This is a genomic window from Pseudomonas nitroreducens, from assembly GCF_024170165.1.
Taxonomy (GTDB): Bacteria; Pseudomonadota; Gammaproteobacteria; order Pseudomonadales; family Pseudomonadaceae; genus Pseudomonas; species Pseudomonas nitroreducens_C.
On the sequence record NZ_JALJXP010000012.1, the window covers coordinates 222,324 to 245,505 of the forward strand.

A 23,182-nucleotide genomic window follows, 5' to 3' on the forward strand; every position below is an offset into this window, starting at 1 on the left:
GCTTGAGCCTTTCAGACAGCGGCATCAAGCTGCTCCAGGTCCGGCTGCTGCTGCAGCGGCAGGTGCAGCACGAGAGTGGTGCCGCGCCCGTCGATGCCGTCCTCGACGGTGATCCGCCCGCCGTGGGCGCCGACCATGCCCTGGCAGATTGCCAGGCCCAGCCCGGTGCCCTGCCCGCCCCGATCACCGCGCGCGGCGGTGTAGAACATGTCGAAGATCTTCTCGCGCTCGGCCAGCGGAATACCCGGCCCTTCGTCGCTGACCAGGAAGCGCAGTTCCTCCTCGCCCTGCTCCACTGCCACCCGCAGGCGGCCTTGGGGCGGCGAGAAGCGCGCGGCGTTTTCCAGCACGTTGACCAGCGCCTGCTCGATCAGCGCGGCGTGCACATAAAGCAGCGGCAGCTCCGGCGCGACACGGGTTTCCACCCGATACGGCGCGACCACCGCACGCAGGCGATTGAGCGCGCTGCCGACTATGTCGCCGGGCGACACCCAGTCCCGCGACAGCTTCAGGCCGCCGTGGCCCAGACGGGTCATGTCCAGCAGGTTCTGGATGTAGCGGTCGAGGCGCTCGGCCTCGTCGCGGGTGCTTTCCAGCAGCTCGCGGCGATCCGGCGGCGGGATGGCATCGCCGAGGGCCAGCAGGCTGTCGATGGCGCCGCGCATGGAGGTCAGCGGTGTGCGCAGGTCATGGCTGACCGAGGCCAGCAGCGCGCTGCGCAATTGTTCGGTTTCGCCGTGCAGGCGCGCGGCTTCGAGGTCTTCGGCGAGACGCGCACGGGCCAATGCCTGCGCCAGCGGTTGACCGAGAGCAGCCAGCAGGCGACGGCGCGACCCGGACAAAGGTTGCGAATCGCGCGGGCTGACGCCGAGCAGCGCCAGCGGGCCGTCCTCGCCGGACAGCGGCCACCACCACCAGCGCCCGCCCGGCAGCGTGCCGGTACCCAGGCCGGCGGGCTGGTCGTGCTGCCAGGCCCAGTCGGCGGCGGCACGCTCCTGGTCTTCCAGTGTGCGGTTGAGGCCGCCCTCCAGTTTCCATTCGCCGTTGACCCGGCCGAGCAGGCAGATATCCAGCCCCTCCCAACCGCCCAGCTGCTGCGCGGCGGCGGCCATCACCGCCTGGCGGTCGGTGGCGGCGGTGAGCTTGCGCGACAGTTCGAGCATCTGGCTGGTCTCTTCCTGGGTCTCGCGCAGCGCCTGCAGTTGCCGGCGCTGGCGGGCCGCGAGGTTGCCGGTGAGGCCGGCCATGAGCAGGAAGAACAGCAGCGTCAGCACGTCTTCTTCGCGCTGGATGGAGAATGAAAAATGCGGCGGGATGAACAGGAAGTCGTAGGCCAGGAACGACAGCACCGCGCAGGCCAGCGCCGGACCGAGGCTGCTGCGGACTGCCACCAGCAGCACCGCAGCGAGGAACACCAGGGAGATGTTCGGCAGCTCCAGCACACTGGCCACCGCCCAGGCCAGGGCGCTGGCACAACCGGCGGCCACGGCGGCGAGCAGGTAGTTACCCCAGGGCCAGCGCGTCTGCGGGCGGACCCTGAGCGGTGCGAAGTCGGCCTCGCTGTCGAGCACGCTGATTTCCAGCCCATCGCCCAGGCGCAGCAGGCGCGCGGCGAGGCCGCCGCCGAGCAGCCGGCGATACCAGCGCTGCCGTGAGCGGCCGACCAGCAGCAGGGTGGCGCGACGTTCCTTGGCGTGTTCGACCAGGGTCCGCGCAACTTCGCCGCCACGCAGTTCGACCACGTCGCCGCCCAGCCGCTCGGCCAGTTGCTGGGCATTCTGCAGTTGCATGCGCGACGCTTCGCTGCGCGCTTCACCGGTATCGACGTGAATCAGCGACCAGGGTAGATGCCGGCGCTCGGCGACGCGACTGGCATGGCGCACCAGGCGCTCGGCGTTGTGTTCACCATCCACCCCCACCAGCAGCCTGCCGCGCACAGCGGGTGCGTCGCCGCCCTGCTGGCGGTAGCGATGGGCGAGATCGTCGTCCACCCGCGCGGCGGCGGTCTGCATGGCCAGTTCGCGCAGGGCGGTGAGGTTGGTCTGGCTGAAGAAGGCATCGATGGCGGCGCGGGCCTGCTCGGGCACGTAGACCTTGCCCTCGCGCAGGCGCTCCAGCAGCTCGCGCGGCGGCAGGTCGACCAGCAGCAGTTCGTAGGCTTCCTGCAATACCCAGTCGGGTACGGTTTCGCGCACCTGGACGCCGGTGATGTCGCGCACCTGGTCGTTGAGGCTTTCCAGGTGCTGGACGTTGACCGTGGTGTAGACATCGATACCGGCGGAGAGCAGCTCCTGGATGTCCTGCCAGCGCTTGGCGTGGCGGCTGCCGGGGGCGTTGCTGTGCGCCAGTTCGTCCACCAGCGCCAGCGCCGGCGGGTCGCCGAGCAGGCCGTCGAGGTCCATTTCCTCCAGGGTGATGCCCCGGTAGAGCGAGCGCTTGAGCGCCTGCTGCGGCAGGCCGGCGAGCAAGGCTTCGGTCTCGGCGCGGCCATGGGTTTCGACGACGCCGACGCGCAACTTCACGCCCTGGCGCAACTGGCTCTGGGCGGCCAGCAGCATGGCGTAGGTCTTGCCGACGCCCGGTGCGGCGCCGAGGAATACCTTGAGACGGCCACGCCCCATGGGAGGCAGGTCGGCCAGCAGGGCGTCGGCGCGGTTGGGGTCGGTCATCGGGCTATCCTCGGAGCGCTCCGGGCGCTCGTTCTAATGAGGGAGCGAGTTCACGGAACCCTCTCCCCAGCCCTCTCCCTGAAGGGAGAGGGAGCCGTCCTCTGCCAACGGACGGCCCTGCGTTTTTCCTCGTACCGCGGCAGGCTCGGTACTGGCGCTGGAGTCTAGCGAGGCAGGCTGGCCAGGGCCATGTTCAGCGCCAGCACGTTGACCACGGCGGGGCCGATCAGCGGGCGTTCGGTGTGGGCTTCCACCAGTTTCTCCAGGCTCGCCGCCGCTACGCCACGTTCCTGGGCGATGCGCGGCACCTGGTACAGCACGGCGGCGGGCGGCAGCTGTGGGTCGAGGCCGCTGCCGGAAGTGGTGACCAACGCCAGCGGCACCGGCTGCGCGCCGACCTGTTGGGCGGCGGCGTCCCTGGCGATGCGTTCGGCCAGCGCCGGGTTGCCGGGCGCGAGGTTGCTGGCGCTGCTGGAGACGGTGGCGAAATCGCCGGCCGAAGGGCGCGAATGGAACCACTGGGCGCCGTCGAACTTCTGCGCGATCAGTGCCGAGCCGCGCACGTTGCCCTGGTCATCGCGGACCAGGCTGCCGTTGGCCTGGTCGTGGAAAGCGACCTGGGCGATGCCGGTGACGGCCAGCGGATAGGCGACGCCGGTGACGGCGCTGAGCAGGAGCAGCGAGGCAATGGCGGGGCGGAGTTGGTTGAGCATTTTTCGTGTTCCTCTGTTGGGTCGGGAGCGGGGCTGGCTGCCCTCTCCCCCGCCCTCTGACTAGGCGTCCCCCCCTGAAGAGAGAGGGAGTAAAAGCAATTCGGCGTAATCCGATACTTCCGCTCACTCCGATCAACCCCTTCTCCATTAGGGGGCGAGGGAGTTGTTCGGAGCGCCCGGCGAGCTCCATATTTCCCGATACCACCGGACGGTCCCCTCTCCCTTCAGGGAGAGGGTCAGGGAGAGGGTGCACAGCACCAGCACCTCCCTTCAGTCGATCAAAGAAGCCGGTCAAGCCAGGCCCACGGCCACCAGAATCATGTCGATCAGCTTGATCCCCACGAACGGCGCCACCAGCCCGCCCACGCCGTAGATCAGCAGGTTGCGGCGCAGCAGCTGCGAGGCGTCGCTGGCCTGCACGCGCACGCCGCGCAGGGCCAGGGGGATCAGCGCGACGATGATCAGCGCGTTGAACACGATGGCCGAGAGGATGGCGCTCTGCGGGCTGGCCAGCCGCATCAGATTGAGCACGCCCAGCTGCGGGTAGATGCCGGCGAACAGCGCGGGGAGGATGGCGAAGTACTTGGCCACGTCGTTGGCCACCGAGAAGGTGGTCAGCGCGCCACGGGTCACCAGCAGCTCCTTGCCCACCTGCACCACGTCCAGCAGCTTGGTCGGATCGCTGTCCAGGTCCACCAGGTTGGCGGCCTCGCGGGCAGCCTGGGTGCCGTCGTTCATGGCCATGCCGACATCCGCCTGGGCCAGCGCCGGGGCGTCGTTGGCACCGTCGCCGCACATGGCGACCATGCGGCCGTCGCCCTGCTCCTGGCGGATGCGCGCCAGCTTCTTCTCGGGCGTGGCCTCGGCGATCACGTCGTCCACGCCGGCTTCGGCAGCGATGGCGGCGGCGGTCAGCGGGTTATCGCCGGTCACCATCACGGTGCGGATGCCCATGCGGCGCAGCTCGGCGAAGCGCTCGCGGATGCCCGGCTTGACCACGTCCTTGAGGTGGATGGCACCCAGCAGCTTGCCGTCGGCCACCACCAGCAGCGGCGTGCCGCCGCTCTGGGCGATGCGCTCGATTTCCTTGGCCAGGCTTTCGGGCATCTGCGTGCGGTCCAGGCCGACGAAGGCCAGCGCGGCGTCCACCGCCCCCTTGCGGTAGACGTGGCCGTCGAAGTCGATGCCCGACAGGCGCGTCTCGGCGCTGAAGGCAATCGGCGTCACGCGGGCGCGGTCCGGCTCCGGCAGGATGATCTGCGCACGGAGGAACTCGACAATCGACTTGCCCTCGGGCGTGTCATCGGCCAGCGAGGCGAGGAACGCGCCCTCGGCCAGTTCCAGTGGCTGCACGCCAGAGGCGGTGTGCAGGGCGCTGCAACGGCGGTTGCCGAAGGTGATGGTGCCGGTCTTGTCGAGCATCAGCACATGCACGTCCCCCGCCGCTTCCACGGCGCGGCCGGACTTGGCGATGACGTTCAGGCGCACCAGGCGGTCCATGCCGGCGATGCCGATGGCCGAGAGCAGGCCGCCGATGGTGGTGGGGATCAGGGTCACCAGCAGCGCCACCAGGAACACCAGCGGCAGGTTGCCACCGACGAACAGGGCGAAGGGTTTCAGGGTCACCACCACCAGCAGGAAGATCAGCGTCAGGCCGATCAGCAGGATGTCCAGCGCCACCTCGTTGGGGGTCTTCTGGCGCTTGGCGCCTTCCACCAGGGCAATCATGCGGTCGAGGGTGGACTCGCCGGGATTGGCGGTGATCTTCACCAGCAGCCAGTCGGAGACCAGCCGGGTATTGCCGGTGACGGCCGAGCGGTCGCCGCCGGACTCGCGGATCACCGGCGCGGATTCGCCGGTGATGGCGGCCTCGTTGACCGCCGCCACGCCTTCGATCACTTCGCCGTCACCGGGGATCAGTTCACCGGCTTCGACGCGTACCACGTCGCCCTTGCGCAGGCTGCTGGCGGCGACTTTCTCGAAGTTGCCGCTGGCGGTCCGGCGCATGGCCTGCAGGCCCTGAGTGCCGGCTTTCAGACTGTCCGCGCGGGCCTTGCCGCGCCCCTCGGCGAGGGCTTCGGCGAAGTTGGCGAAGAGCACGGTGAACCACAGCCACACGGCGATCTGCACGGCGACGAAGGTGGGCACCGACTCATCGCCTACCACACAGAGCACAGTGGTCAGCACGGCGGTCAGGGCCACCACCAGCATCACCGGCGAGCGTTGCAGCTGACGCGGGTCGAGCTTGACGAAGGCCTGCACCAGCGCCGGCTTCCACAGGGCGGACAGCGCGGTGCTCGGGCGTTTGTCGACGGCCTTGTTCACGGCCAGTTCCTGGGTATGTGCGTTCATAAGGGTGTTCCTCAGAAACCAAGCGTCAGGTGATCGGCCACCGGGCCCAGCACCAGCGTCGGCAGGAAGTTCAGGCCGCCCACCAGCAGGATGGTGGCGGTCAGCAGGCTGACGAACAGCAGGCCGTGGGTCGGGAAGCTGTTGGGGCCGACCGGGGTGGCCTTCTTCGCCGCCAGGCTGCCGGCGATCGCCAGCACCGGGAGGATGTAGCCGAAGCGGCCGATCAGCATGGCCAGGGCGATCATCAGGTTGTGGAACGGGGTGTTGGCGCCGAAGCCGGCGAAGGCCGAGCCGTTGTTCGCCGTGCCCGAGGTGTAGGCGTAGAGCAACTGGCTGAAGCCGTGGGCGCCGGGATTGCTCACCGCCGCGGCCGGGCCCGGCAGGCTGGCGGCGATGGCGCCGAGCACCAGCACGCCGACCGGCATCACCAGCAAGGTCGCCACCAGCAGGCGCACTTCGCGGGCTTCGAGCTTCTTGCCGAGGTACTCCGGGGTGCGCCCGACCATCAGCCCGGCGAGGAACACCGCCACCAGGACGAACAGCAGCATGCCGTAGAGGCCCGCGCCGACACCGCCGAAGATCACCTCACCGACCATCATGTTGAGCATCGCGACCATGCCCGAAAGCGGGTTGAGGCTGTCATGCATGGCGTTCACCGAACCGTTGGAGGCCGCCGTGGTGGTCACCGACCAGAGCACGCTGGCGGTGGTGCCGAAGCGGCTCTCCTTGCCTTCCAGCGGAGCGACCTGCTCCACCGGCAGCGCGCTGAGCGCCGGGTTGGGCTGGTACTCGGCCCACAGCGACACGCCAAGACCGAGGGCGAACAGCACCAGCATGCAGCCGAGGATGGCGCGGCTCTGGCGCAGGTCCTTCACGTAGTGGCCGAAGGTGAACACCAGTGCGGCCGGGATCAGGATGATCGAGACGACCTCGAACAGGTTGCTCCAGATGGTCGGGTTCTCGAACGGGTGCGCCGAGTTCACGCCGAAGAAGCCGCCGCCGTTGGTGCCCAACTGCTTGATGGCGATCTGGCTGGCCGCCGGGCCCAGCGGGATGGACTGGTCGGCGCCCTGCACGGTGAGCGCGTGGGCATAGTCGAGGAAGGTCTGCGGCACACCCTGCCAGACCAGCAGCAGCGCCAGCAGCAGGCACAGCGGGATCAGCCCGTAGAGGGTGGCGCGGGTCAGGTCGACCCAGAAGTTGCCCAGGTTGTTCGTCGACTTGCGCGAGATGCCACGGGCCAGTGCCACCAGCACGGCCAGGCCGACGGCGGCGCTGACGAAGTTCTGCACGGTCAGGCCGAGCATCTGGCTCAGGTAGCTCAGCGATGCTTCGCCGCTGTAGGCCTGCCAGTTGGTGTTGGTGACGAAGCTCACCGCGGTGTTGAACGCCAGCGTCCACTCCAGGCCCGGCAAGTGCTGCGGGTTGAGCGGCAGCAGCCCCTGCAGCAGGAGGATGGCGAAAAGCAGCGCCAGCCCGATCAGGTTGAAGGCCAGCAGCGCCAGGGTGTAGCTCTTCCAGTCCTGCTCGTCCTCGGGGTGAATGCCGCACGCGCGGTAAATCGCCCGCTCCACCGGCAGGAACAGCGGGCTGAGGAAGGTCCGCTGGCCTTCCATCACCTTGTAGTAGAAGCGCCCGAGGAACGGCGCCGGCACCAGCACCAGCGCCAGGAAGGCGACGATCAGCAACAGGTCATGACTGTTCATGACGTCTCCTAGGATCGGTCGGCGCGCAGCAGCGCCACCAGCAGGTAGATGAACAGTCCCGTGGCCAGGACCAGGGACACACCGTCGAGCACGCTCATGATCGTTTTCTCCTCACGCGGGCGATTCCATCGCTTGATGCGGCGCTTGCCGCCTGACGGAAATTTTCCGCAAGCTGCGCGTAAAGGAGCGATTCCCGCCCCCGCCGGGCGGCATAAAGAAAGCGTAAAAAACCGCTCTGGCGCGGTGATCGGAAAGCTTTGTATCCGGACCGATACACAGCGGACACGCTGGCGACACCCGTGCACCGCAGCCTCGCCGACCATGGCCCGCGCACGCGATGACGGGTTAGCATGCGAACGTCGCATGCCCCTGGCGGCCCCTGGCCATCCTGCCCCACGTTTTCCCGCGACAGGTTTCTTCATGTACCCGACCCCTACCGACGACCCACGCCGCTGGACTACCCGTGCCCTGCTGGTGGATGACGACGAGCCGATTCGCGAACTGCTCTGCGGCTACCTCGCGCGCTTCAACATCGAGACCCGCGGCGTCGCCGACGGCGTCGAGATGCGTCGCGCGCTGGAGAACGAGAGCTTCGACGTGGTAGTGCTGGACCTGATGCTGCCCGGCGAAGACGGCCTGTCCCTGTGCCGCTACCTGCGCGCCGAATCGGATATCCCGATCCTCATGCTGACCGCCCGCTGCGAGCCGGCGGACCGCATCATCGGCCTGGAACTGGGCGCCGACGACTACATGGCCAAGCCCTTCGAGCCGCGCGAACTGGTGGCGCGTATCCAGACCATCCTGCGCCGCGTGCGCGGCGGCAACCTGGTCGGCAGCGAGGAAGGCACCCGCGGCGAACCGCGCGCCCAGGTGCGCTTCGACCAGTGGCGCCTGGACAGCGTGCTGCGCCAGCTGCATGCGCCCGATGGCCTGGTGGTGCCGCTGTCCAACGCTGAATTCCGCCTGCTCTGGGTGTTCCTCGAACGCCCGCGGCGGGTGCTCAACCGCGAACTGCTGCTGGACGCGGCCCGGGGCCGCACCATCGAAGCCTTCGACCGCAGCATCGACCTGCTGGTCTCGCGCCTGCGGCAGAAGCTCGGCGACGATCCGCGCTCGCCCCGGCTGATCAAGACCGTGCGCGGCGAAGGGTACCTGTTCGATGTCCGCGAGATCGCCTGAGTCCGCGCCCGAGCGCGCGAAGGAAAAGCCCCTGGAGCGCGCCGACAGCCTGTTCGCCCGGCTGTTCGGCGTGTTCCTGCTGGCCATCGTGGTCGCCCACCTGCTGGCCTTCGCCTGGTTCCACTACTACGGCCCGCACCGCCCTGAAGGGCCACCGCCTCCGCCACCGGAGCAGGGCTTCGAGCACGGTCCGCCGCCTCAAGGTTTCGCGCCGGGCCCCGAAGGTTTCCGCCCGCCGCCTCCGCCACCACCGCGGCTGCCGTTCTGGAGCGCGCCGTTCGCCTTCCAGTTGCTGACCCTGATACTCGCCGCCGGCATCGGCGCGCGCCTGCTGGCCCGCCCGGTGCAGCGCATGGGCGACGCCGCGCTGCGCCTTTCCGAAGACCTGGACAGCCCGCCGCTGCCGGAAACCGGACCGCGCGAAGCGCGCCAGGCCGCCCACGCCTTCAACCGCATGCGCGAACGTATCCGCGAACAGGTGCAGCAACGCAGCCGCATGCTGGTGGCGGTCTCCCATGACCTGCGCACCCCGTTGTCGCGCCTGCGCCTGCGCGTCGAGGAAATCGACAACCCGCAGCTGCGCACCCGCATCGGCCAGGATCTGGCCGAGATGATCGGCATGCTCGACTCCACCCTGCACTACCTGCAGCAGGAGCGCGCCACCGAGCCGCTGCAGTGGTTCGACGTCAAAGCACTGGCCGATTCGCTGGCCGAGGACGCCTGTGAACGCGGTGCCGACGTCGGCGTGGAAGGCTTCTGCGCGCCGCTAAAGGTCCAGCCGATGGCGCTGCGCTCGTGCCTGAACAACCTGCTGGACAATGCCCTGCGCTACGCCGGCGACGTCAGCATCGAACTGCGCGACGGTACCCGCGAGGTGGAGATCCGCGTCCGCGACCACGGTCCCGGCATTCCCGCCGAACTGCGCGAGCAGGTATTCGAGCCGTTCTTCCGCCTGGAAGGTTCGCGCAACCGCAATTCCGGCGGTGTCGGCCTGGGTCTGGCCATCGCCCGTGATGCCGCGCGGCGCCAGGGCGGCGACCTGGTCTTCGAGGAAACCCCCGGCGGCGGTGCCACCGCCGTGCTGCGCCTGCCCAGAAACACAACGGCGTAACGCCGTTGTAGCCGCGAGCAAACAAAGCGCACAAACCCGCGACACAGGCGAGCCCGAGGCTGTCATCAGCGGAGAACCCTCCGCTTCGGCAACCACGGAGACTCTCCCATGATCAGCGGCGTGAGCAGCAGCTATGCGAGCTACTACACCAGCTCGCTCGCCAGGACCCAGACCGCCAGTACCACCGCCACGCAGAGCGGTAGCACTGGCGCGTCCCAGGGTGCGGCGAAATTCCAGGAAGACCTGTTCAAGTCCATCGACAGCGATGGCGACGGCAGCATCAGCAAGGACGAACTGACCAGCGCGCTGTCCTCCAGCGATGACTCGGACAGCAGCGACATCGACATCGACGCCCTGCTCAGCGAGCTGGACAGCGACAGCAGCGGTGGCATCTCCCAGGACGAACTGGCAGCGGCCATGCCACCCCCTCCCCCACCACCCGGCGACATGGGTGGCATGGGCATGGGCGACTCCGCCGAGGACCTGATCAGCGCCCTGGACAGCGACGGCGACGGCAGCATCAGCAGCGACGAGCTCTCCGCCCTGGGCAGCAGCGACGACGACAGCGAGCGCCTGAGCGAACTGTTCAGCCAACTCGACACCGACGGCAGCGGTTCCATCAGCAGCGACGAACTGTCCAGCGCGCTGCAGGCCCAGCGCCCGGACGGCCCACCACCGCCCCCGCCGGCTTCGGCCTCCAGCGGTTCGTCCGACGATTCCTCCAGCAGTGCTTCGGACAGCTCGACGACCACCGCCTCCAGCACCTCCCCGACCAGCGCCAACACGGGCGCCGCCTACCAGAAGCTGGTGGCCAACCTGCTCAAGCAGTACCAGAGCAGCGAAGTCACTGCGCTCCAGGCCAGCGGTAGCCTGGTCAACATCGCCGCCTGATCCGCGCCGATGCCCACCGCCGGAGCGCCCCCCGCGCCGGCGGTATCTCCCCCCCTCATTCCCGCATTGCCAGCGCCCCCGTCTCTGGCCTAGTCTTGGCCTCCTCAAATTCATCCGATGATTGGATGTTTCCATGCCAAGCCCTATTCAAAAGCGCTCGCTGGTGGATATCGCCCTCGAGCAGATCCACCTGCGCATCGACGACGGCACCTGGCCGCTGGGCCAGCGCCTGCCGCCGGAACCCGAACTGGCCGAGTCCCTGGGTATCAGCCGCAATACCGTGCGCGAAGCGGTGCGCGTGCTGACCTTCTCCGGCGTGCTGGAAGTGCGCCAGGGCGACGGCACCTACGTGCGCGCCTGCGCCAACCCGCTGGACGCCATGCTGGTGCTGGCCCGCAGCTCGGTGGAACAGGCGCTGGAAGCGCGCGGAGTCATCGAAGTGGAAGCCAGCCGGCTGGCCGCCGAGCGCCGTACCGAGGCCGATCTCGCGGCCCTGCGCGAAGCGTTGGAGACCTCCGCGGTACATCACGGTGGCGCGCTGGACGAGTACATCGCCCACGACCTGGCCTTCCATCAGCGCGTGGTGGACAGCGCCCACAACCCGGTGCTCAGCGAGCTGTACCGCTACTTCTCCCAGGTCATCCGCGCCGGTCTGGAGCGCACCATCAGCGACCCGAGCCGGCCGCAACCCAGCTTCGAGCTGCACCGCGAGTTGGTGGACGCCATTGCCCGTGGCGATGCCGAGGCCGCGGCGAATGCGAACCGCGCGCTGCTGATCTGACTCGCAATCAGCTCTACGATTTTTTACTGCCTTGCTGCTCTGGAATACCTGCCATGTCCGAATCCGATGCCCCGAAAGACACCGAACACAAGGTGTCCTGCCCGCCCGAAGAACTGCTGATCGACGCCGAGGACGACAGCGCCAAGGTTGCCCCGCGCCCGCAACGCACCTGGCTGTTGCTGCTCGGCCTGGTGCTGGTGGCGATCAACCTGCGCCCGGCGCTCTCCAGCCTGTCGCCGCTGCTCAACACCGTGCGTGACGGCACCGGCCTGTCCGCTGCCGCCGCCGGCCTGCTGACCACCCTGCCGGTGCTCTGCCTGGGCCTGTTCGCACCGCTGGCGCCGATGCTCGCGCGGCGCCTGGGCGCCGAACGAACCGTACTGCTGATCCTCTTCACCCTGGCCGGCGGCATCGTCCTGCGCAGCCTGTTCCCGGTGGCCGGCCTGTTCCTCGGCAGCCTGGTGGCCGGCGCCAGCATCGGCATCATCGGCGTGTTGCTGCCGGGTATCGTCAAGCGCGACTTCCCGCACATCGCCGGGACCATGACCGGCGTCTACACCATGGCCCTGTGCCTGGGCGCCGCTACCGCCGCGGGTGCCACCGTGCCGCTGGCCAAGCTCATGGACAACAACTGGCAGGTGGCGCTGGCGTTCTGGGCGATCCCGGCCGTGGTTGCCGCGGCGATCTGGCTGCCGCAGACCCGCCAGAACCACCACGCCCACCGCGCGGTGTACAAGGTGAAGGGGTTGTGGCGCGACCCGTTGGCCTGGCAGGTGACGCTGTACATGGGCCTGCAGTCGTCGCTGGCCTACATCGTCTTCGGCTGGGTGCCGTCGATCCTCATCGACCGTGGCCTGAGCGCGGTGGAAGCCGGGCTGGTGCTCTCCGGTTCGGTGATGGTGCAGTTGTTCAGCGCCCTCGCCGCGCCGTGGCTGGCCACCCGCGGCAAGGACCAGCGCATCGCCGTGGTGATCGTCATGGGCCTGACCCTGGCCGGACTGCTCGGCCTGCTGTTCGCCCCGCTCTCGGGCATCTGGGGCTGGGCGGTGGTGCTCGGCCTCGGCCAGGGCGGCACCTTCAGCATCGCCCTGGCGCTGATCGTGTTGCGCTCGCCGGACTCCCATGTCGCCTCCAACCTCTCCGGCATGGCCCAGGGCGTGGGCTACACCCTGGCGGCCTGCGGGCCGTTCCTGGTCGGCGTGGTGCACGACGCCACCGGCGGCTGGGCCGCGACCGGGGTGATCTTCGTGGTGGTGACGGTAGCGGGCATCGTGTTCGGCCTGGGCGCTGGGCGGGACAAGCTGGTGCAGGTGAAGAGCGAGCATGTCTGAATCGCGTAGGGCGCATGACGCCCCAGGCGTTATCCGCCATGGCGGCGGATAACCCGTTCCGGGTTATTCGCCTACGCCGAGGTCTTCCCTGTAGGAGCGAGCTTGCTCGCGAACAGCGCTCCATGGGAACGCCGGAGCAAGCTTCCCCCCCTCTCCCTGAAGGGAGAGGGGGCCGCTCGGCGCGGGGGCTCTTCTACAGCGTCAGTCGGCGAGCTCTGGGTTTTCAACACATGCCGGACAGTCCCCTCTCCCTTCAGGGAGAGGGTTAGGGAGAGGGAAAACCCGCTCCGAACCATCAAACCACCGGCGGCGGCGGTGGCCGTTGCGAGCTGGCGACCCAGGCGCTGACCAGGTTGTAGACCACCGCCAGCAGCACCGGGCCAAGGAACAGGCCGATGAAGCCGAAGCTGAGCAACCCGCCGAGCACGCCCAGCAGCACCACCACCAGCGGCAGGTTGCCGCCGCGGCTGATCAGGTACGGCTTGAGGATGTTGTCCACGCCGCTGATCACGAAGAAGCCCCAGATCGCCATGAACACCGCGTAGCCGTAGCTCTCCTGGTAGAACAGCCAGATCACCGCCGGGCCCCACACCAGCGGCGGCACCATCAGCAGGCTGCAGACGAAGGTCAGCAGGCCGAGCAGGAAGGCGCCGGGAACGCCGGCAATGAAGAAGCCGATGGTGGCCAGCACGGCCTGGGCCGCGGCAGTGCCAATCACGCCGTTGACCACCCGCTGCACGGTGCCGGCGATGATGTCCATGTACTGCTGCGCGGCGGGGCCGATCAGGCGCTCCAGCACGCCGTGGGCGAACGCCTGCAGGCGCAGACCGTCGCGATAGAAGAAGAAGATCAGTACCAGGCTCAGCACCAGCTCGAAGATGCCCGCGCCCAGCTTGGCGCTGCGGGCCAGGGCCCAGTTGCCGACCTCGCCCATGTACGGCTTGAGCGCGGAGAACATCGCCACGCCCTGCTGGTCGGCCTGGTACCACCAGCCGATCAGCCGGTCACCGATCAGCGGCACCCGCGCCATCCACTCCGGTGGCGGCGGCAGGCCGGACACCTGCAGGTTCTTCACCAGTTCGACACCTTCGCGCACCCGGTCCACCAGGCCGAAGCCCAGCCACACCAGGGGAAGCGCCACCAGCACGATCCAGCCGATGGTCAGCAGGCCTGCCGCGGCGGCCTGGCGCCCGCCCAGCAACTGCGTCAGCAGGCGCATCAGCGGCCAGCTGGCGAAGGCCAGCACGGCGGCCCAGAACAGCGCCGACCAGAACGGCAGCAGCACCCAGATACTCGCGCCCAGCAGGCCGAGCAGCAGCAGGCGCAGCAACAGGCGATCGTTGTCGAACATTGGAAACCCCGGTTGGCTCGAAAGCCCCAGTGTAGGGCGTTTCAGCCTTCCGCGTCGGAGAATCGCCCCAGGGAAATCAGCGCAGCCAGGTCAGATGCAGGCCGTCGCCATCATCCTTGCCCTGCTCCAGGCGCGCATCCCTTACGCCCTGGGCGGTCAGTGCGGAGCGCCAGTCGCCGGCATGCTGGCCGGCCAGCTCGACGCGTACGCCGGTGTCCAGGCGCAGGGTGCGCACCAGCAGGTCGAGCCAGGCGCCGCCCGGTTCCTGCGGTACGTGGCTCAGGGTCAGCTCGCCGTTGGCCTTGAGCAGGCGCATCAGGGTCGCCGGGCTGGGCAGCAGTTCACCGAGGGCTGCGGTGCTGTCCAGCTGTTCGGCATGCAGGTAGGCGCGGCGGTTGCCACGGGTAATGGTGTAGACCGCCAGCAGGCTGTTCTCGTGGGGCGCGGCGAGGCGCACCAGCAGGTAGGCCTGCTGGTCGTCCGGACCGAACAGCTTGGAGTTGCCGAACACCGAGTTGGCCAGCAGGTTGCTGGAGCCGCAGTCACGGCTCTCGCACCAGAACAGCGGCGTAGCGTCGGCCTGGAGCAGGTCCTTGCGCGCCGCGGCGAAGGCGCTCTGGCTGGAATCCTCGTCGGGCAGGCGGTAGGTCACCGCGGTGAGGTCGCCGATGGCACGCACCTCCCCTTCCATGCGCAGGCGCCCGCTGATGCGGCTGATCGAGCCCTGCGGGTAGATGCGTTCCTGGCTGGAGGCCTGGTTGAAGTCGACGATCTCCGAACGCGGAAAGCGCGGGAGGATCTCCAGGTCGTGGCTGTCGGGCAGGTCGGCAGCGCCGGTGAGGCTGGCGAAACCGAGCAGGCCGCCGGCGATCAGCGTGCGGAGCAGGCGTGACATCCGGTGCGCGTCGGTCCTGACGAAGTGAGGGTTTTCCGGCCCCTGGCGCGCGGCGGTCTGGATGTCGAGCATGCACAATCTCCCTGAAGCGATCCGTGCAGCCTCGCGGCAGGCCCCGCTTTAGTCAAGCCGCAGGGCGCTACGGGGTGTTTCCCTCAGGCCTGCAGGAAGGGCCGGAAGATCGCCGCGACCGCCTCGGCACCCGCCTCGTCATCCAGGTGCAGGTGGTGCTGGCCGGGTAGCTCATGGACCTCGAAGGGCCTGTCCTTGAGCAGTTCGCGGGTGGCCGGCTCGACCATCAGCAGGCCCTGCTGCGCCAGCACCAGGCTGGCCGGGCACTGCACGGACTGGACGAATTGTCGCGCATGGGCGCGGGTCAGGCGCAGCGGTGACGGCAGGGTCAGGCGCGCATCGGTGCGCCAGGTGTAGCCACCGGGCACCGGCACCAGACCACGGGAGGCCAGCAGCTCAGCGGCTTCGCGGCTCACTGCGCCGACGCCTTTCATACGCGCTTCCACCGCACGGTCGATCACTTCGTAGACCGGCTTGCGCTTGTTCGGCAGCGCCAGTTGGGCGCGCAGGGCTTCGCCGAGCTTCTGCGGCGAAGTCTCCGGTTCGCCGGTATAGGGCACCAGGCCGTCGATCAGCGCCAGGCGCTCGACGCGTTCGGGCATGGCGCCTGCCAGCAGCACCGAGACGATGGCGCCCATGGAATGTCCGAGCAGGGAGAAACGCTCCCAGCCCATCTGGTCCGCCACCATCAGCACGTCCAGGGCGTAGTCCCACAGCAGGTAGCTGGCCCCCGGCGCGCGGTGGGCCGAATGGCCGTGGCCGGCGAAGTCCAGGGCGAGGATGCGCACGCCTTCAAGCCTGGGCGCCAGGCGCGCGAAGCTCATGGCGTTGTCCAGCCAGCCGTGCAGGGCGATCACCGGGCGACCGTCCTCCGGGCCGAAGAGATGCGCGGCCAGCTCGATGTGCGGCAGGTTCAGGCGGATTTCCTGGACTTTGGCGGTCATGGCGATTCCTTATGCGTTGGCGCGCTGTTGCCAGCGGGCGAAGACGGTCCTGAGCAGCGCGGCGGTGTCCTGCGGGCGCTCCAGCGGGAACATGTGCCCGCCCGGCAGCGACAGGCTCTCGCCCATGGGAATGCGGCCGATCAGGCGGGCATGGTGCGGCAGCACCACGCGGCTGTGGCGGCCGCGCACCATGGTCAGCGGCACGGCCAGTTGCCCGGCGCGCCCCGGAGCGGTGTGCGGCACGTTGCGGTAGATGGAAATTTCCGTGGCCGGGTCGAACTTCAGCCGCAGGCCCCGCGCATCGGCCGGCGCCAGCCCGTGGCGCACGTAGGCCTCCAGGCAGTCGCGGTCGAAGCGCTTGAACAGCGGCTTGCCGGCAAAGTATTCCAGCGCCTCGGCAAAATCATCGAAGTCCTCGCGGCGGCCGAGGGTACGGCCGGCAGGCGTCAGCCGGTCGATGAAGCCAAAACGCTTGGCGGCGCGGATCACCAGTTGGTCGGCCAGCGTCAGCAGCGGCGAGTCGAGCATCACCACGCCACGGTACAGCTCGGGTTTGCGCAGCGCTGCGTGGTAATGCAGCACGCCGCCGAGGGAATGGCCGACGCCCCACACGGGTTCGTCCAGCGCTTGCAGATGGTGCAGCAGCTCTTCCACCAGGTTTTCCCAGTTGGCGTTCACCGGGAAGCGCGGGTCATGGCCGTGCATGTCCAGCCGATGGACCCGGTAATCCGGCTCCAGGGCATCGAACAACTTGCCGTAGGTGCCCGAGGGGAAACCGTTGGCGTGGGCGAAGAAGACCGCTTGCGACATGCTGCGTGAACTCAGGGGAATGACAGCCTGAATTTTCCGACAGCACCGGGGGCACGGCAATGACCCGTACTCCCGCGAATGACGGCACTACGGCCAAAGTCCATGGCGCTCCGGCGGATTTGCCCTGATCCGCCCGCTATCGGCGGATAACCGCAAGCGGTTATTCGCCCTACGGAAACCCCAGCGCAGGGCGCATAACTTGGAACAAGTTATCCGCCAGCACACTTCACACCCAATGCGTCGCGTGGTTCACCACGCTGAACAGGATGCCGCCCGCCACCAGCAGGAACACCAGCCCGCAGGCGCCGTCGATCGCCGGCACCGCGCGCAGCAGGCGCTGCTGCCACAGCGGCCGGGTGAGGATCACGCTGAGCAGGCTGAACCAGGCGAAACCGACGACGAACAGCATCACCGCCACCGAGACCTTGCCCGGCGCCGACATGTCCGCCGGGATCAGGCTGCTGAGCAGCGCGAGGAAGAACACCAGCGCCTTGGGGTTGAACAGGTTGGTCGCCAGCCCGCGCAGCCAGGGCCCGAGCCTCGATGCGGGCAACTCACCGTCGATGCGCCCTGCCCCGCCCGGCTTGCGCAGCGCGCGTAGTGCGCCGATGCCGAGCCAGCCGAGGTAGGCCGCGCCCACCAGTTGCAGCGCGCTGAACAGCAGCGGCGAGCGGCTGAGCAGCAACGACACGCCGGTCAGCACCAGCGTGCCGTGGACCAGGATGCCGCTGGCCAGCCCGAGGGCGCTGAGCACACCGGCGCGGCGCCCCTGGTGCAGCGAGGTGCGCACCACCAGCGCGACGTCCGGGCCGGGGCTGACCAGGGCGACCGCGAACACGGCGGTGAGCATGAGCAAGACGTGAACCTCCTGCATGGCGGGATTCTCCAGTGGGAATGAAACGGGATTTTCGGGGTGGATCAGCGCTGGCGTAGTCGCGCGGGCGGCAATCCGTAGGTGCGGCGGAACAGGCGGCTGAAGTGCGCCTGGTCATAGAAGCCCAGGCTCAGGGCGATCTCCGACAGCGGCTGACCCTTGATCACCCGCGGCAATGCGCGCTCCAGGCGCAGCTGGGTGAGCCACTGGTGCGGTGGCAACCCGCACTGGTGGCGGAAGCGGCGCAGCACCTGCCAGGGGCTGAGGTCGCAGAACTCGGCAATCTCTTCCAGGGTCGGCGGGGTTTCCAGGCGTGACTCCAGCCACTCGCGAATGCGTGCCCAGGTCGGTGCGTCGAAGCCCTGCCCCGGCTCGCGGATACGCAGGCTGGAAGCACGCTCCAGCAGCGCAGCCAGCGCCTGCCAGAGCTGGCCTTCCTGCGCCAGGCGCTCGCCGCCCAGCATCAGGGCGTGGGCGCGTTGCAGCTCGACCTGCAGCAGTGGGTCGCGCAGCTGTGCGGCAGTCAGGCGCGGCGCGCCCTGGCGGCCATCGCTGAAAGCGCGGCAGGCGTCGTCCAGCCATTGCGGGTCGATGGACAGTACGCGGATGCGGTAGCCGTCCTCGCCCTCGCTGGAACCGTCGTGGATGCTCTCGGGGCTCATCAGCAGGATGTCGCCGTTCCCGGCCAGCGAGCGCTCACCGCGGTGGGTGTAGCGCTGGCAGCCGTCCAGCATCAGCCCGACGTGGTAGTCGAGATGAAAATGCCGGGGAAAGGCGAAACGGCGGTACTCGGCGTCGATAAAACGGACGCCGGGCAGGCCGCTGCTGTGGTGTTCGATGCGTTCCATGGGCCTACTTTACCGGCGCGGGAACGGCGGGTCTTGGACAAAATTGCGAGGGTGCTAAACGGCGCTGCCCCCTGTAGGAGCGGGCCATGCCCGCGATCGCGCGCATGGCGCGCTCCTACAGGGAGCCACATCGCGGATGAATCCGCTCCCACAAGGAAATGCCGAACCACGGCGCCCGCGTAGGAGCGGACTCCGTCCGCGATTGGCCCGGCGCCGCTCTGTCGCGGGCATGGCCCGCTCCTGCAGGGAAATCCCGCGCAGACTCAACGCTCCAGCGGCACCACCGCCATGGTCAGCCGCGAGATGCAGCTCGGCTTGCCGTCATCCCCGTGCAGGCGGATCTCCCAGACGTGGGTCGAGCGACCGATATGCACCGCCTTCGCCACCGCCGTCACCCGCCCGCTGCGCAGGCCGCGCAGGTGGTTGGCGTTCACTTCCAGGCCCACGCAGTAGTACTGGCTGTTGTCCAGGCACAGGTAGCTGGCGGTGGAGCCGACGGTTTCCGCCAGCACCACCGAGGCGCCGCCATGCAGCAGGCCGTAGGGCTGATGGGTACGCGAATCCACCACCATGCTGGCGGTCAGCGAGTCGTCGTCGAACGCCTCGAAGCGGATGTCGAGCACTTCACCGATGGTGTTCTTCAGGTTCGCGTTGAGCTTTTCCAGGTCGGGCTGGGTGCGCCAGGTCATTCGGGTTTCCTTGTCGTCAGTCGTGCCATTGCACCGCCTCGCGGCGCTCCGCCCATTCATTGAAGCGCTTGCCGTAGGTCCCTTCCACCACGTTGCGCTTGATCTTCAGGGTCGGTGTGAGGAAGCCGTTGTCCACGGTCCAGACATCCTTGACCAGCACCAGCCCAGCCAGGCGCTCGTGCTTGTCCAGCGCGTCGTTCACCTCCGTGAGCAGCGCCTGCAGGCTTTGCTCCAGCTGGCTGCGCGAGCCGTTGGCGGCTTCCTGGCGGCCCACTTCGGACAGCACGCAAAGGCCCAGCGGGGCGATCAGGCCGTCGCCGACCACGCAGATCTGCTCGATCCGCGAGTGCACGGCCAGGCGGTTCTCGATGGGCGCCGGGGCGACGTACTTGCCCTTGGCGGTCTTGAAGATTTCCTTGATGCGGCCGGTCAGGCGCAGGTGGCCTTCGGCGTCCTGCTCGCCCTTGTCGCCGGTGCGCAGGAAGCCGTCCTCGGTGATGGTCTCGGCGGTGCGTTCCGGGTCCTTGAAGTAGCCGACCATGGTCGCGCCGCTGCGTACCTGTACCTCGCCTTCGTCGCTGATGCGCACTTCCACGCCGGGGCTGTTGCGGCCGATCCAGCCGACCCGCTGCTCGCCCGGCCGGCACACGTGGGAGTAACCGCAGTTCTCGGTCATGCCGTAGACCTCGAGCACATTCAGGCCCAGGCGCTGATACCAGTTCAGCAGCGCCTCGGGCACCGGCGCCGCCCCGCACAGGGCGAAGCGCACAGCGTCCAGGCCGAGGCCGGCGAGCACTTTGCGTCCGACCATGCGGCCAATGATCGGCAGACGCAGCAGGCGGTCGAGCTTCTGCGCCGGCATCTGCGCGTAGACGCCCATCTGGAACTTGGTCCAGATACGCGGCACGCCGAAGAACACCGTGGGCCGCGCGCGGCGCATGTCGGCGACGAAGGTGTCCAGGCTCTCGGCGAAGAAGATCGTCTGCCCGGCGTAGATCGACGCCATCTGCACGAACATGCGCTCGGCCACGTGGCACAGCGGCAGGTAGGACAGCAGGCGGTCCTCCTCGCCGACGCCAAACAGGTCGATGGCATGGCTGGCGGCGAAGGCGAAGTTGCCGAAGGTGTGCATCACGCCCTTGGGCGTACCGGTGGTGCCGGAGGTGTAGATCAGGGTCGCCAGGGTGGCGGCGTCCGGACGCGGATCGTCGCTGATCGGCGTCTGCTGCTGCAGATCGCTCCACTGCTGGTCGAAGCGGCCCTCGGGGTGCAGCGGCAGCGCGACGGTGGGCACACCTTCGGGAATGCCGCCCGCCATCGCCGGCCAGTCGTCCAGCTTGCCGATGAAGGCCACCCGCGCTTCGGAGTGGGTCATCACCTGGCGCACGGAGTCGGCGCTGAGGTTGGGATACAGCGGCACCGAGACGTGGCCGGCCATCCAGATGGCGATGTCGGCGACTATCCAGTGCGCGCAGTTCTTCGAAATGATCGCCACCCGGCTGCCTTCGGGCAGGTCCAGGCTGCGCAGCCAGGCGGCGGCGCGGCGGGCCTGCTCACCCACTTCGCCCCAGCTCAGGGTCTGCACTTCGCCGCCGGTCAGCGGTTGCACCAGGTAGCGTTTGTTCGGGTGGCTCTTCTCGCGCTGATAGAACAGGTCGAGTGGTAATCGGACTGCTTTAACCACGTGCCCCTCCTTTGTTTTTTTTGTCAGAGGTGTAGCTCAGGGATATAGCGATGGATCAACCAAGCACTTGCTTGGTTGAATATTCCATGCAGCGCAGCGGCAGACAAGGCTGCTCTTGTGAACTTTTGTAGGATTTAGCCGAAGGATGGGCACCAGCCGCTCTGCGACGGGCCTCGCGCGGAAACATTCGGGCACGAATTGATCGGGGCGGAGGAAGAGCCCCCCTCCCTAGCCCTCTCCCGCAAGCGGGAGAGGGGACTGTTGGGCAGCAGGAGAAACCACGGCATCAGCCGGCGCGGGCGGCTCCCTCGCCCTTCGGAGCGGGGCGCGCAGCCAGGGCTGGGGAGAGGGAAAGCCCCGGCACAGAACGTCCGGGAGCTTTCAGCACAATCAGGTATGCCGCGGATGGTGCAACGACACCAGCGTCATCAACCCCGCCACCGGCACCTCGCCTTCCAGCTCCGCCAGGGTGGCGGTGCTGAACGGCACGGCATCGCTGCGGCTGCCATGCACCAGCAGGCCGGCCAGCGCGCCCACCAGCGGCTGGTGGGTGACCAGCAGCAGGTTCTGCTCGTTGCGGCCGTCGAGGAAGCGCAGCACGTCCTTCGGGTCGTCGTCCGGCGTCAGCCAGGGTGCGGTGCCGACCGAGCCCTCGAAGGCCAACGCCTCGCGGACCAGTTCGGCGGTCTCCTGCGCGCGCACGTAAGGGCTGGCGAGAATGCCATCCAGCGGCTGGCCGGCGAGCTGGGCGGCGCTCTTCAGCACCTCCTTGATGCCGTGGGCCGTCAGCCGGCGCTCGGAATCGCGGCGGGCCTGGGGCTCGGCTTCACCGTGGCGCAGCAGCCAGAGCTTCAAAGCTTGGGCTCCTCGTCGCGCACCGGATGCGGCGCGGGCGGCACGTCGTGTGGGGCCTCGCCTTCCGGGGAATGGGCGGTGGGCCAGTCGGAGAACGGCCAGGGCTTCTCTTCGGTCTGGAAGGTGCCGAAGTGGCCGATCTGCGCGAAGTACTGGCTCAGGCTGTCGCCGAAACCCATCAGGCTGCCGCTGGGCGCGCCATAGATGATGCGGTAGATCAGCTGGATGACCACCACGGCGCCGAGGATCATCTCGGCGACGAACCAGACCAGCGCGAAGAGCAGCATCCAGACGACGCGCAGGACCAGGGATTCCTTCTCTAGACGGTCAGCGGGCTGACGTTCAGCGGACATGGTTGATACCTCCTCAGAAACCGGTGGTGGGAATGAAGTCGACGTCGGTCTTCGGCTCGCCGCTCATCAGTGCACCGATGACCTGTTCCAGGGTACGACCGCCGAACAGGATGGCATTCAGGCCGGCCACCAGCGGCATGTAGACCTGCAGCTCGTCGGCCTTGGCCTTGAGCACCTTGAGGGTGTTCACGCCCTCGGCGGTCTCGCCCATGCGCGCCACGGCGTCTTCCAGGGTCAGGCCTTCGCCCAGGGCGAAACCCACCTGATAGTTACGGCTCTTGGGTGACGAACAGGTGACGATCAGGTCGCCCACACCGGCCAGGCCGAGGAAGGTCATGGGGTTGGCGCCGAGCTTGACCGCAAAGCGGGTCATCTCCGCCAAAGCGCGGGTGATCAGCATGCCCTTGGTGTTCTCGCCCATGCCCAGCGCGGCGGCCATGCCGGCAATGATGGCGTAGACGTTCTTCAACGCGCCGCCCAGTTCGACGCCGAAGCGGTCGCCACTGGCGTAGACGCGGAAGGTGCGGCCGTGCAGCGCATCCTGCACCTGGGCGCAGAGGTCTTCGTCCTCGCTGGCGACCACGGTGGCGGTCAGCTCATGCTCGGCGATCTCCCGCGCCAGGTTCGGGCCGGAGATCACCGCGATGCGGGATTTCGGCGCGATCTCTTCGAGCACCTGGCTCATCAGCTTGAAGCTCTGCGCCTCGATGCCCTTGGTCAGGCTGACCAGCATCTTGCCCGCCAGCTCCTCGCTGCGGCCGTCGAGCACCTTGCGCAAGGCACTGGAAGGCACGGCGACGAAGATCATCTCGCAATCGGCCAGGGTCGCGGCGAGGTCCGTGGTCGGCTCCACGCCGTCATGGATGCGCACGCCCTTGAGGTAGTTGGGATTTTCGCGGCGGGTACGGATCGCCTCGGCCTGTTCCTCGTCGCGCATCCACTGGCGAACGCGCTGTCCGTTTTCTGCCAGCAGGTTGGCGAAGGCGGTGCCGAAACTGCCACCACCGAGGACGGCGATCGGTTGCTGCTGTGTCATGTCTGTTCCATTGGTGACCGCTTAGGGGCGGCGATTGG

The 23,182-nt window shown here is 68.3% G+C and carries 21 protein-coding genes; 5 read left to right on the top strand and 16 right to left on the bottom strand.

Going from position 1 to position 23,182, the window contains the following annotated elements; genetic code table 11:
* Positions 1 to 11: 11 nt before the first annotated feature.
* The 5 genes from J2T47_RS22860 to kdpF form a co-directional block, all read right to left on the bottom strand.
* Entirely contained in the window at positions 12 to 2,669 is a 2,658-nt protein-coding gene (locus J2T47_RS22860) for a sensor histidine kinase (protein ID WP_253451955.1), read from the bottom strand.
* Positions 2,670 to 2,833: 164 nt separating this feature from the next.
* Complete coding sequence (gene kdpC, locus J2T47_RS22865) at positions 2,834 to 3,382, bottom strand: potassium-transporting ATPase subunit KdpC (RefSeq protein WP_253451958.1); 549 nt, start codon at positions 3,380 to 3,382, stop codon at positions 2,834 to 2,836.
* Between the two features lie 291 nt (positions 3,383 to 3,673).
* Positions 3,674 to 5,734 (bottom strand): potassium-transporting ATPase subunit KdpB, encoded by a 2,061-nt coding sequence (kdpB, locus tag J2T47_RS22870; protein WP_253451961.1) that lies wholly within the window; start codon positions 5,732 to 5,734, stop codon positions 3,674 to 3,676.
* Positions 5,735 to 5,745: 11 nt separating this feature from the next.
* Positions 5,746 to 7,440, bottom strand: a complete 1,695-nt coding sequence (gene kdpA / locus J2T47_RS22875) for a potassium-transporting ATPase subunit KdpA (protein WP_253451964.1) — start codon at positions 7,438 to 7,440, stop codon at positions 5,746 to 5,748.
* An 8-nt stretch (positions 7,441 to 7,448) separates the two neighbouring features.
* Positions 7,449 to 7,538 carry a K(+)-transporting ATPase subunit F gene (kdpF, locus tag J2T47_RS22880; protein ID WP_009618573.1) on the bottom strand — a complete coding sequence of 30 codons (90 nt, stop codon included), beginning with the start codon at positions 7,536 to 7,538 and terminating at the stop codon, positions 7,449 to 7,451.
* A 322-nt stretch (positions 7,539 to 7,860) separates the two neighbouring features.
* Between kdpF and J2T47_RS22885 the strand changes: the two genes are divergently transcribed.
* From J2T47_RS22885 to J2T47_RS22905, 5 genes are all read left to right on the top strand, one after another.
* Positions 7,861 to 8,619 carry a response regulator gene (locus J2T47_RS22885; protein WP_253451967.1) on the top strand — a complete coding sequence of 253 codons (759 nt, stop codon included), beginning with the start codon at positions 7,861 to 7,863 and terminating at the stop codon, positions 8,617 to 8,619.
* Positions 8,600 to 9,730, top strand: a complete 1,131-nt coding sequence (locus J2T47_RS22890; protein ID WP_253451971.1) for a sensor histidine kinase — start codon at positions 8,600 to 8,602, stop codon at positions 9,728 to 9,730. The genes J2T47_RS22885 and J2T47_RS22890 overlap by 20 nt, the downstream gene beginning before the upstream one ends.
* Before the next feature lie 108 nt (positions 9,731 to 9,838).
* The gene (gene xopAW, locus J2T47_RS22895) at positions 9,839 to 10,621 is read left to right on the top strand and encodes a XopAW family type III secretion system calcium-binding effector (RefSeq protein WP_253451974.1); all 783 of its coding nucleotides are present in this window, start codon (positions 9,839 to 9,841) and stop codon (positions 10,619 to 10,621) included.
* Positions 10,622 to 10,754: 133 nt separating this feature from the next.
* On the top strand, positions 10,755 to 11,402 hold the full coding sequence (locus J2T47_RS22900) for a FadR/GntR family transcriptional regulator (RefSeq protein ID WP_253451977.1): 648 nt from the start codon (positions 10,755 to 10,757) through the stop codon (positions 11,400 to 11,402).
* Between the two features lie 53 nt (positions 11,403 to 11,455).
* Positions 11,456 to 12,733 carry a CynX/NimT family MFS transporter gene (locus J2T47_RS22905; RefSeq protein WP_253451980.1) on the top strand — a complete coding sequence of 426 codons (1,278 nt, stop codon included), beginning with the start codon at positions 11,456 to 11,458 and terminating at the stop codon, positions 12,731 to 12,733.
* Between the two features lie 295 nt (positions 12,734 to 13,028).
* On the opposite strand, the gene J2T47_RS22910 is transcribed toward J2T47_RS22905, so the two are convergent.
* The 11 genes from J2T47_RS22910 to J2T47_RS22960 form a co-directional block, all read right to left on the bottom strand.
* Positions 13,029 to 14,084 (bottom strand): AI-2E family transporter, encoded by a 1,056-nt coding sequence (locus J2T47_RS22910; RefSeq protein ID WP_253451983.1) that lies wholly within the window; start codon positions 14,082 to 14,084, stop codon positions 13,029 to 13,031.
* 76 nt (positions 14,085 to 14,160) lie between these two features.
* Positions 14,161 to 15,051 carry a DUF4892 domain-containing protein gene (locus J2T47_RS22915; protein ID WP_437181011.1) on the bottom strand — a complete coding sequence of 297 codons (891 nt, stop codon included), beginning with the start codon at positions 15,049 to 15,051 and terminating at the stop codon, positions 14,161 to 14,163.
* An 83-nt stretch (positions 15,052 to 15,134) separates the two neighbouring features.
* Complete coding sequence (locus J2T47_RS22920) at positions 15,135 to 15,995, bottom strand: alpha/beta fold hydrolase (protein WP_253451986.1); 861 nt, start codon at positions 15,993 to 15,995, stop codon at positions 15,135 to 15,137.
* A 9-nt stretch (positions 15,996 to 16,004) separates the two neighbouring features.
* Positions 16,005 to 16,805 carry an alpha/beta fold hydrolase gene (locus J2T47_RS22925; RefSeq protein WP_253451989.1) on the bottom strand — a complete coding sequence of 267 codons (801 nt, stop codon included), beginning with the start codon at positions 16,803 to 16,805 and terminating at the stop codon, positions 16,005 to 16,007.
* A 226-nt stretch (positions 16,806 to 17,031) separates the two neighbouring features.
* On the bottom strand, positions 17,032 to 17,679 hold the full coding sequence (locus tag J2T47_RS22930) for a LysE family translocator (RefSeq protein ID WP_253451991.1): 648 nt from the start codon (positions 17,677 to 17,679) through the stop codon (positions 17,032 to 17,034).
* A gap of 44 nt (positions 17,680 to 17,723) precedes the next feature.
* Positions 17,724 to 18,527: an AraC family transcriptional regulator gene (locus tag J2T47_RS22935; protein ID WP_253451994.1), complete on the bottom strand. Its 804-nt coding sequence runs from the start codon at positions 18,525 to 18,527 to the stop codon at positions 17,724 to 17,726.
* A gap of 263 nt (positions 18,528 to 18,790) precedes the next feature.
* Entirely contained in the window at positions 18,791 to 19,216 is a 426-nt protein-coding gene (locus J2T47_RS22940; RefSeq protein WP_253451997.1) for a hotdog fold thioesterase, read from the bottom strand.
* 16 nt (positions 19,217 to 19,232) lie between these two features.
* Positions 19,233 to 20,900: an AMP-binding protein gene (locus tag J2T47_RS22945; RefSeq protein WP_253452000.1), complete on the bottom strand. Its 1,668-nt coding sequence runs from the start codon at positions 20,898 to 20,900 to the stop codon at positions 19,233 to 19,235.
* Positions 20,901 to 21,290: 390 nt separating this feature from the next.
* The gene (sixA, locus tag J2T47_RS22950) at positions 21,291 to 21,755 is read right to left on the bottom strand and encodes a phosphohistidine phosphatase SixA (protein WP_253452003.1); all 465 of its coding nucleotides are present in this window, start codon (positions 21,753 to 21,755) and stop codon (positions 21,291 to 21,293) included.
* Positions 21,752 to 22,108, bottom strand: coding sequence for a DUF4389 domain-containing protein (locus tag J2T47_RS22955; RefSeq protein WP_253452006.1), 357 nt, complete (start codon positions 22,106 to 22,108; stop codon positions 21,752 to 21,754). Before J2T47_RS22955 ends, sixA begins: the two co-directional genes overlap by 4 nt.
* A gap of 13 nt (positions 22,109 to 22,121) precedes the next feature.
* The gene (locus J2T47_RS22960) at positions 22,122 to 23,144 is read right to left on the bottom strand and encodes an NAD(P)H-dependent glycerol-3-phosphate dehydrogenase (protein WP_253452009.1); all 1,023 of its coding nucleotides are present in this window, start codon (positions 23,142 to 23,144) and stop codon (positions 22,122 to 22,124) included.
* Positions 23,145 to 23,182: the final 38 nt, after the last annotated feature.

Excerpts from the sequence above, each read along its gene's own strand:
- J2T47_RS22860 (WP_253451955.1), bottom strand. The coding sequence starts at position 2,669 with ATGACCGACCCCAACCGCGCCGACGCCCTGCTGGCCGACCTGCCTCCC.
- kdpC (WP_253451958.1), bottom strand. The coding sequence starts at position 3,382 with ATGCTCAACCAACTCCGCCCCGCCATTGCCTCGCTGCTCCTGCTCAGC.
- kdpB (WP_253451961.1), bottom strand. The coding sequence starts at position 5,734 with ATGAACGCACATACCCAGGAACTGGCCGTGAACAAGGCCGTCGACAAA.
- kdpA (WP_253451964.1), bottom strand. The coding sequence starts at position 7,440 with ATGAACAGTCATGACCTGTTGCTGATCGTCGCCTTCCTGGCGCTGGTG.
- kdpF (WP_009618573.1), bottom strand. The coding sequence starts at position 7,538 with ATGAGCGTGCTCGACGGTGTGTCCCTGGTCCTGGCCACGGGACTGTTC.
- J2T47_RS22885 (WP_253451967.1), top strand. The coding sequence starts at position 7,861 with ATGTACCCGACCCCTACCGACGACCCACGCCGCTGGACTACCCGTGCC.
- J2T47_RS22890 (WP_253451971.1), top strand. The coding sequence starts at position 8,600 with ATGTCCGCGAGATCGCCTGAGTCCGCGCCCGAGCGCGCGAAGGAAAAG.
- xopAW (WP_253451974.1), top strand. The coding sequence starts at position 9,839 with ATGATCAGCGGCGTGAGCAGCAGCTATGCGAGCTACTACACCAGCTCG.
- J2T47_RS22900 (WP_253451977.1), top strand. The coding sequence starts at position 10,755 with ATGCCAAGCCCTATTCAAAAGCGCTCGCTGGTGGATATCGCCCTCGAG.
- J2T47_RS22905 (WP_253451980.1), top strand. The coding sequence starts at position 11,456 with ATGTCCGAATCCGATGCCCCGAAAGACACCGAACACAAGGTGTCCTGC.
- J2T47_RS22910 (WP_253451983.1), bottom strand. The coding sequence starts at position 14,084 with ATGTTCGACAACGATCGCCTGTTGCTGCGCCTGCTGCTGCTCGGCCTG.
- J2T47_RS22915 (WP_437181011.1), bottom strand. The coding sequence starts at position 15,051 with ATGCTCGACATCCAGACCGCCGCGCGCCAGGGGCCGGAAAACCCTCAC.
- J2T47_RS22920 (WP_253451986.1), bottom strand. The coding sequence starts at position 15,995 with ATGACCGCCAAAGTCCAGGAAATCCGCCTGAACCTGCCGCACATCGAG.
- J2T47_RS22925 (WP_253451989.1), bottom strand. The coding sequence starts at position 16,805 with ATGTCGCAAGCGGTCTTCTTCGCCCACGCCAACGGTTTCCCCTCGGGC.
- J2T47_RS22930 (WP_253451991.1), bottom strand. The coding sequence starts at position 17,679 with ATGCAGGAGGTTCACGTCTTGCTCATGCTCACCGCCGTGTTCGCGGTC.
- J2T47_RS22935 (WP_253451994.1), bottom strand. The coding sequence starts at position 18,527 with ATGGAACGCATCGAACACCACAGCAGCGGCCTGCCCGGCGTCCGTTTT.
- J2T47_RS22940 (WP_253451997.1), bottom strand. The coding sequence starts at position 19,216 with ATGACCTGGCGCACCCAGCCCGACCTGGAAAAGCTCAACGCGAACCTG.
- J2T47_RS22955 (WP_253452006.1), bottom strand. The coding sequence starts at position 22,108 with ATGTCCGCTGAACGTCAGCCCGCTGACCGTCTAGAGAAGGAATCCCTG.
- J2T47_RS22960 (WP_253452009.1), bottom strand. The coding sequence starts at position 23,144 with ATGACACAGCAGCAACCGATCGCCGTCCTCGGTGGTGGCAGTTTCGGC.